The organism is Marinobacter sp., from assembly GCF_041686475.1.
Classification (GTDB): domain Bacteria; phylum Pseudomonadota; class Gammaproteobacteria; order Pseudomonadales; family Oleiphilaceae; genus Marinobacter.
Window position 1 is genome coordinate 1 of the sequence record NZ_JAWLDU010000086.1, and the last position, 7,337, is coordinate 7,337.

Genomic DNA, 7,337 nt, shown 5'->3' on the forward strand with positions numbered 1-7,337 from the left:
GGAGGAAGCATGAAGATCATAGCGTTTTACAGCCTCAAAGGTGGTGTGGGTAAAACCGCAGCGGCTGTAAACATCGCCTACCTCGCCAGCCAGGCTGGTATTCCTACATTGTTGTGGGATCTGGATCCCCAGGGGGCAGCAAGCTGGTATCTGGCGGGCACTGAGGACATCAAGGGCCGGAAACTGGCTGCGCTGATGGATGGCAAGACTCCGATTGGCAAGTTTATTCGCGACAGCGCCTACCCCAACCTGGACTTTATTCCTGCCCACAACAGCTTCCGTAATCTGGATGTCCGGCTGGATAAGGATGACAGCAACAATACCCTCAAGAGCTGGCTGGCGCCATTGTCGGAAGAAACCAGCCTGGTTGTCCTGGACTGCCCGCCTTCCATGTCGAGGCTGTCCGAGCAGGTTCTGAAAACCGCCGATGGCGTGTTTGTTCCAGTGGTACCTACCTGGCTGGCGCTGAACAGCTGGCATCAACTGCAGGCATTCACGAAAGACAAGAAACTCAAACCCGGCCGCTTGCACCCGTTCTTCTCCATGGTGGACCGGCGGAAAAATCTTCACAGGGAGATGGTAATTAACCGCAAGAAGCACCTTGAGGGCGGCCTGAACGCGCTGATTCCCAATGCCAGTATCGTCGAGCGGATGGGTGACAGCGGCCAACCCGTTGAGCTGATAGACCGCTCTTCGACGGCCGCTGATGCCTATCGGCGGTTGTGGAAGGAAATCCGCAAGCTGCTCTAGCGACAAACAGCAGCGGTAATCAGCAAAAAAACGCTGGCCAGTGCAAGACTGGCCAGCGTTTATGTATACAGCCAATCACAGGGCTATCACACTCCCCGCGGGCCAGGTGTTCAGCCTACTTCTTTCAGCGCCTGCTCAACAATTGCCAGACCTTCCTCAAGGATGTTGTCCTCGATGGTTACCGGCATCAGGAAGCGAATGGTATTGCCGTACATGCCGCAGCTGAGCAGGATCAGGCCGTTTTCCTTGCACTTCTTGGTCACTGCTCCGGCAAAGTCCGCCCTTGGCTCCCCGCTGGTCTTGTCAGTCACCAGTTCAATGGCTGCCATGGGGCCCAGATTGCGCACATTATCCACATGGGGGAACTGCTCCTGCCACTGGTCAAAGCGCTGGCGCAGTTTCTCACCCAGGCGCTGGCTTTTGCCCAGGATGTCTTCTTCCTTGAATACATCGAATACCGCCAGAGCCGCAGCACATGCCGTCGGGCTACCGGTGTAGGTACCGCCGAGCGAGTTCGGACCGGAAGAATCCATAACCTTGTCGGTGCCGACAATGGCGGAGATAGGCATCCCATCGGCCATGCTCTTGGCCATGGTCATCATATCCGGCTCAACGCCGCTGTGTTCGATGGCAAACATTTTGCCGGTTCGACCAAAGCCACTCTGAACTTCGTCCGCAATCATCAGGATATCGTTCTCATCGCAGATCTTGCGAATCTCTCTCAGGAAACTGGCGGGTGCAGCGTAGAAGCCGCCCTCGCCCAATACCGGCTCAATCACGATGGCAGCTGTGTCTTTGGCTGGTGAGTCCGCCTTCATGGCCATCTTCAGGCCACGGAGCGCTTCGTCTTCGCTGACACCGTGGTATGGCACCGGATAGGGGGCGCGAAAGACAGTTCCCGGCATCGGTCCGAAATCGGTCTGGTAAGGCGCCGCCTTGCCGTTCATCGCCATGGTGTAGAAGGTGCGTCCGTGGTAACCACCGTCAAAGCAGATAACGTTGGTTTTACCGGTCGCCGCCCGGGCGATTTTCATGGCGTTCTCGAGCGCCTCAGCGCCACTGTTGGCCAGCATGACCTTGGCGTGGCCACGGACTGGCACAATGCCGCTGAGCTTCTCTGCCAGCCTCACATAGCCCTCGTAGGGCATGACTGTCTGGCAGGTGTGCATAAGCTTGTCCAACTGCCCTTTCACCGCCTCGACCACTTTGGGGTGACGATGGCCGATATTCAGTACACCGATACCGCCAGCGAAGTCGATCATCCGCTTTCCATCCGCATCCCAGAGCTCCGCGTTGGTCGCGTGATCCGCGAACTGCTCGTTAGGACTGGCAGCACCCGCCGCGACATAACGTTCTTTGAGTGCCTGCAATTCTTTGTTCGTCACTTTGCCTCTCCTCGAATTCGGTTTGGTACCGTCAGCATACACGAAATGACGGCCCGGTTTGAAAACCCGGCCCTGATGTTTCTACGTACTACTGCCGCCGTTGTCCTCCCGGAACTGGAGTTCTGCCAGTCGCCGATACAGCGGATTCCGTGCAACCAGCTCATCGTGGCTACCAATATCCTGAACAATGCCTGCTTCCAGCACAATGATACGATCGGCGTGCCTGACGGTGGCGAGCCGGTGAGCAATCACCAGTGTCGTCCGGTCCGACATCAGACCCGGCAGGGCCTGCTGGATCAGGTGTTCGCTTTCCGCGTCCAGTGCACTGGTTGCCTCATCCAGTAATAGTATAGGTGCATCCGCGAGCAATGCCCTGGCAATTGCCAGCCGCTGTTTCTGGCCTCCAGAGAGCCCCAGCCCGGTGTCGCCCAGGTGGGTTTCATACCCTTGTGGCAGCCTGCGGATAAACTCATCGGCATGGGCAATCCGTGCGGCCTCCACCATCGCTTCATCGCTGGCATCCGGGCGGGCGTAGCGAATATTGTCGGCAATGGAGCCGTGAAAGAGCGCGGGGTTCTGGGGAACCAGTGCGAAACAACGGCGCAGGTCATCCAGTGCCACCTGGCGGCTGTCGATTTGGTCCATCAGTATCTGCCCGGTATCCGGATCGTAGAATCGCAGCAACAGATCAAACAGCGTGGACTTGCCTGCCCCGGAAGGACCCACCAGGGCCACGGTTTCACCGGCACGAATGCTCAGCGAAAGCTCTTTAAGCACCCTGGTCTCGGGGCGAGAGGGATAGCAGAAGCTGAGGTTGGTGATCTCGATATCCCCCTGGATGGTTTCAGGCAGTATCTGCGTGGCGACCGCGTCCATGGCAATGTCACTGGGCGTCTGCAATAACTCGAATATTCGCGCTGCGGCTCCGGCGGCCCGCTGCAACTCACCGATCACTTCGCTGATCGCCCCGGCCGCAAGACCGACCAGCAGGCTGTAGAATACAAACGCGGCCAGCTCCCCGGGGCTGGTGCGCCCGGAAATCACATCCAGCCCGCCAATCCAGATCACCACACCAACGGCACCCATGACCAGGGTAATGGCGATGGTGGTCAGCCACGCCCGCTGGCGAATCCTTACCCGCGCAATATCAAAGGCGTTCTCCGCCACACGGGCGAAGAACCGGCGGTCATGAGTCTGGTGGTTGAACGCCTGCACCGTCTTGATCTGGGTGAGGTTCTCCCCCACGTAGCTACCCACCTCCGCGACCCGGTCCTGACTGAGCCGCGACAGCTGCCGGACACGGCGCCCGAACACCAGGATCGGAATGATCACCAGCGGGAAGCCAAGGATAATGATGCTGGCAAGCTTGGCATTGGTCACGAACAGCAATATCAGCCCACCGATCAGCATCAGCGTATTACGCAGGGCAATCGACACGGTGGAGCCAATCACGGATTGCAGCACCGTGGTATCGGCCGTAAACCGGGATTGAATCTCCAGCGCACGGTTGTGCTCGTAGAAACCGGGGTGCAGGTCGATCAGATGATTGAACACCTGCTTGCGTATATCCGCCACTACCCTCTCGCCAATCCAGGAAACGAGGTAGAAGCGGGCAAAGGAACCGATCGCCAGGCCAATAACCAGCAGGAAAAACAGGCCTACCGCTTTCGACAACATGGCCGGGGACTGAGTCGCCAGTCCCTGATCCACCAGAATTCTTAACCCTTGCCCAAGTCCAAGTGTGATGCCAGCCGTAAATACCAGGGCCACAAGGGCACCAGCGACTGCCTTTTTGTAGGGGCTGATAAAATCGATAACCAGCTTCAAAGCTTTACGGTGACGGGTGTCGATGATGTGCCTCCTGGTTGGCGGTACTGTAAACTCTGGCAACGATACGGTTTGAACTCCGGAAAAGACCTATTACAACTGCTGACAAGAGTGCACGGGGTGGGGATGGCCTGCCAGGACCGTCAAAAGCCATGGATGGCTTTTGCCGAGCGTACAGGGACGTATTTACAGCGTGTCCTGGCAGGCCATCCCCACCTCGGGCGCTCGACAACTCCCAATTCTGACAGGAAAACTAATTGCGCGCCTACGCCGATAACGATTACCCCGCCGACCACAAACCGGACTGGAAAATTATTTCCGGCCTCTGGCCCTATCTGGCGGAGTTCCGTGGGCGTGTTGCTCTGGCATTGGGGTTTCTGGTCATTTCAAAACTGGCCACGGTTGCCACACCGGTAGCCCTGAAATACATCGTCGACTACCTGGATGAGAACCGGAGTGGTGAGGTGCTGTTGTGGATTCCGGTGCTTCTGGTCGTCGCCTACGGCCTGCTCCGGTTTGGCAGCACCCTGTTCAGCGAACTGCGGGATGCGGTATTTGCGCGGGTGGCGGAACGGGCCATGCGGCGGGTGTCGTTGCGGGTTTTCGAACATCTGCATAATCGCGAACTGGCGTTCCATCTGGACCGCAAGACCGGTGGCCTGGCGCGGGATATTGAGCGGGGTACCAACGGCATCAGTTTCCTGCTGCGTTTCACCCTGTTCAACATCGTACCCACGCTGCTGGAGATTCTGCTGGTGGCCGGCATCCTGTTCGTGGTGTTCAACGTGGGCTATGTGCTGGCGATCCTGGTGGCGGTAGTGGTGTATGTGGTGTTTTCCATCAAGGTTACCGAGTGGCGTACCAAGTTTGTGCGTGAAGCCAATTCCCGTGATAACCAGTCCAATTCCCGGGCCGTGGACAGTCTGCTGAACTACGAGACGGTGAAGTACTTCAATAACGAGCGTTTCGAGGCGCAGATGTATGACCAGAACCTGGATGACTGGGAACGGGCGCGCCTGAAAAACCGCCTGTCCCTGGCGGCGCTGAATTCCGGCCAGGCACTGATCATCGGCCTGGCGATGATTGCAATCATGGTGATGGCAGTGCGGGAAGTGGCCAGTGGCGAGATTACCCTGGGTGATTTCACCATGATCAACGCCTATCTGCTGCAGCTTTTCATCCCCCTGAACGCGCTGGGATTTGTCTACCGGGAAATACGCCAGGCGCTGGTGAATGTGGAACGGTTGTTCGGTTTGCTGGGGGACGAGCCGGTGGTTGAGGATGCGCCTGATGCCAGAGCACTGGTGGTGGATAAGGGTGAAGTCCGTTTCGATCATGTCCACTTCGCCTATCGCCAGGACCGGCAGATTCTGCGCGATGTCAGCTTTTCCATTCCGGCCGGACACACCGTGGCAGTGGTGGGTGCCAGCGGTGCGGGCAAGTCTACCCTCGCCCGCCTGCTGTTTCGTTTCTATGATGTGGATCAGGGCCATATAGCCATTGACGGCCAGGATATCCGAACCGTGACCCAGGACAGCCTGCGCGCGGCTATTGGCGTGGTGCCCCAGGATACGGTGCTGTTCAATGACACTCTCTACCGCAATCTGGCCTACGGAAGGCCGGATGCCAGCGAGGAAGAGGTTTACCGGGCCGCCCGCATGGCGCACCTGGATGGCTTTATTCAAAGCTTGCCGGATGGCTACCAAACCCAGGTTGGCGAGCGTGGGCTGAAGCTCTCCGGTGGCGAGAAACAACGTGTCGCGATTGCCCGCGTGATTCTCAAGAATCCACCAGTGCTGATACTGGACGAGGCTACGTCTTCCCTGGATTCCCTGTCTGAACAGGCAATTCTGGGGGCGCTGAAGGAAGTCAGTCGTCAGCGTACGTCGCTGGTCATCGCCCATCGCCTGTCTACCACCCGGGATGCCGATACCATCCTGGTGATGGACGGCGGCCGCATTGTCGAAAGCGGTAACCACAGCGCTTTGTTGGCCCGTGGCGGCCATTACGCCCATCTCTGGGCACAGCAGCATCGAAGCGGAGACGATAACAGCGACGCCTGACCTTTGCCCTGTGTCCCGTTGAATCAATCCTGAAGCCAACGGCCACCGTATGTGACTGCAGGCATGGCCAGTATCAATCGACCGGCCACCGTAAAGCGTTTTCAAACGGGAGCAGTCATATGTGGACACTGATCACCGGTGCAGGCTCCGGCATTGGCCGCGCGTTGGCCCTCGAGCTGGCGGGACAGGGCCATCAACTGATCCTGGCTGGTCGTACCGGGTCCAGGCTGGAACAGGTCGCTGGAGAAACCCGCAATGCCTCGCCGGAGTGCCAGGTCATGACCATGACCGCGGACTTTTCCGACCCGGCCGAGACCCGAGATCTGGCCGATCGGGTCTGTCAGGCGGTGGATCATCTGTCGGCATTCATATACTGCGCCGGTGTAGGCGAGCCTGCGGCAGATTTTGCCAGTCTTGACCTGATCGACTTCCAGGAAGCCCTCGCTGTAAATGTGTCGGCGCCCATGTTGCTGACGCAGTCACTGCTACCTGTTCTGGAAGGCCCTGACCCGGCCGCAAGGATTATCATGGTCGGTGCCGGCATGGATAAACAGGCGCAACCGGGGACAGGTAGTTACGGTGTCAGCAAGATGGCTCTGAGGAGGCTGGTGCAACAATTGTCCGTTGAGTTCGGGACCATGGAAAACGGACCGGTGATCAGTCTTTTCCAGCCCGGATTGGTCGACACCCCGGGGATCAGGCGCCATATCGTTAAAGCTGCGGGGCTGCAACTTTCCCATGCACACTGGCTCAGTGACCGGCTTGACAACGGCGAGTGCCTGACAGCCGAACAAGCTGCCAGCGCGCTGGCGTTTACCCTTAATCAGACGCCGCAAAGCGATTTCCAGGGTGCGGTGTTCAATGCCCCTGAGCTGGTGGATTCGCTCTCGTTCGCCGGCAGTTAAAAGGACACCGCCTACAGCGGTACCCGCATGGTTTCCGAGCTGCTGTCTGGCATGCCTATCATTTCGTCGGTGCCGGTGGGGGGAATGATCTCGATGTTCTCCACATGGAAATCATGGAAGAATTCCTTGACGGCGCAGGCCCCAGTAAACATGAGCACCTTGTCGTGGGTATCGGTCAGCACGTAACCCTGTCCGTCGAGATAGAAGCGGGCCATGTAATAGCGGCCCTCCATGGAGACAATCTCCAGCAGCGAAATCGTATCGTGTTTGTGGGACTTCAGTTCGCCAGTGTGCATGTGCATCGGGAATCTCTCTTTCTGTTGTAGTCGTAACAGTGATTACGGAACTTGCGATCAAACAGGTCAATAAACGAGCAGCTATGAGCAGGATTGAGTTAGTCAGGCACT

6 protein-coding genes are annotated in these 7,337 nt (G+C 58.0%); 3 read left to right on the forward strand and 3 right to left on the reverse strand.

The features are described from left to right. Positions 1–9: 9 nt before the first annotated feature. A complete protein-coding gene (locus ACESMB_RS13880; protein WP_372971861.1) occupies positions 10–750 on the forward strand; it encodes a ParA family protein in 741 nt (246 codons plus the stop codon). Between the two features lie 110 nt (positions 751–860). Here ACESMB_RS13880 and gabT read toward each other — a convergent pair whose 3' ends face one another. Together gabT and ACESMB_RS13890 are read right to left on the reverse strand one after the other, a co-directional pair. Further along, entirely contained in the window at positions 861–2,135 is a 1,275-nt protein-coding gene (gabT, locus tag ACESMB_RS13885) for a 4-aminobutyrate--2-oxoglutarate transaminase (protein WP_372925344.1), read from the reverse strand. A gap of 81 nt (positions 2,136–2,216) precedes the next feature. Further along, positions 2,217–3,989, reverse strand: a complete 1,773-nt coding sequence (locus ACESMB_RS13890; RefSeq protein ID WP_411289022.1) for an ABC transporter transmembrane domain-containing protein — start codon at positions 3,987–3,989, stop codon at positions 2,217–2,219. Between the two features lie 230 nt (positions 3,990–4,219). Here ACESMB_RS13890 and ACESMB_RS13895 point away from each other — a divergent pair, with 230 nt between their 5' ends. Beyond that, positions 4,220–6,025 carry an ABCB family ABC transporter ATP-binding protein/permease gene (locus tag ACESMB_RS13895; RefSeq protein ID WP_372971859.1) on the forward strand — a complete coding sequence of 602 codons (1,806 nt, stop codon included), beginning with the start codon at positions 4,220–4,222 and terminating at the stop codon, positions 6,023–6,025. A gap of 119 nt (positions 6,026–6,144) precedes the next feature. Beyond that, on the forward strand, positions 6,145–6,930 hold the full coding sequence (locus ACESMB_RS13900; RefSeq protein WP_372971860.1) for an SDR family NAD(P)-dependent oxidoreductase: 786 nt from the start codon (positions 6,145–6,147) through the stop codon (positions 6,928–6,930). 11 nt (positions 6,931–6,941) lie between these two features. On the opposite strand, the gene ACESMB_RS13905 is transcribed toward ACESMB_RS13900, so the two are convergent. Beyond that, the gene (locus tag ACESMB_RS13905; protein WP_372925347.1) at positions 6,942–7,232 is read right to left on the reverse strand and encodes a DUF6482 family protein; all 291 of its coding nucleotides are present in this window, start codon (positions 7,230–7,232) and stop codon (positions 6,942–6,944) included. Positions 7,233–7,337 lie beyond the last annotated feature (105 nt).

What these genes read in the sequence shown, in the direction of transcription:
- ACESMB_RS13880 (WP_372971861.1), top strand. Translation starts at nt 10, where the DNA reads ATGAAGATCATAGCGTTTTACAGCCTCAAAGGTGGTGTGGGTAAAACC.
- ACESMB_RS13900 (WP_372971860.1), top strand. Translation starts at nt 6,145, where the DNA reads ATGTGGACACTGATCACCGGTGCAGGCTCCGGCATTGGCCGCGCGTTG.
- ACESMB_RS13905 (WP_372925347.1), bottom strand. Translation starts at nt 7,232, where the DNA reads ATGCACATGCACACTGGCGAACTGAAGTCCCACAAACACGATACGATT.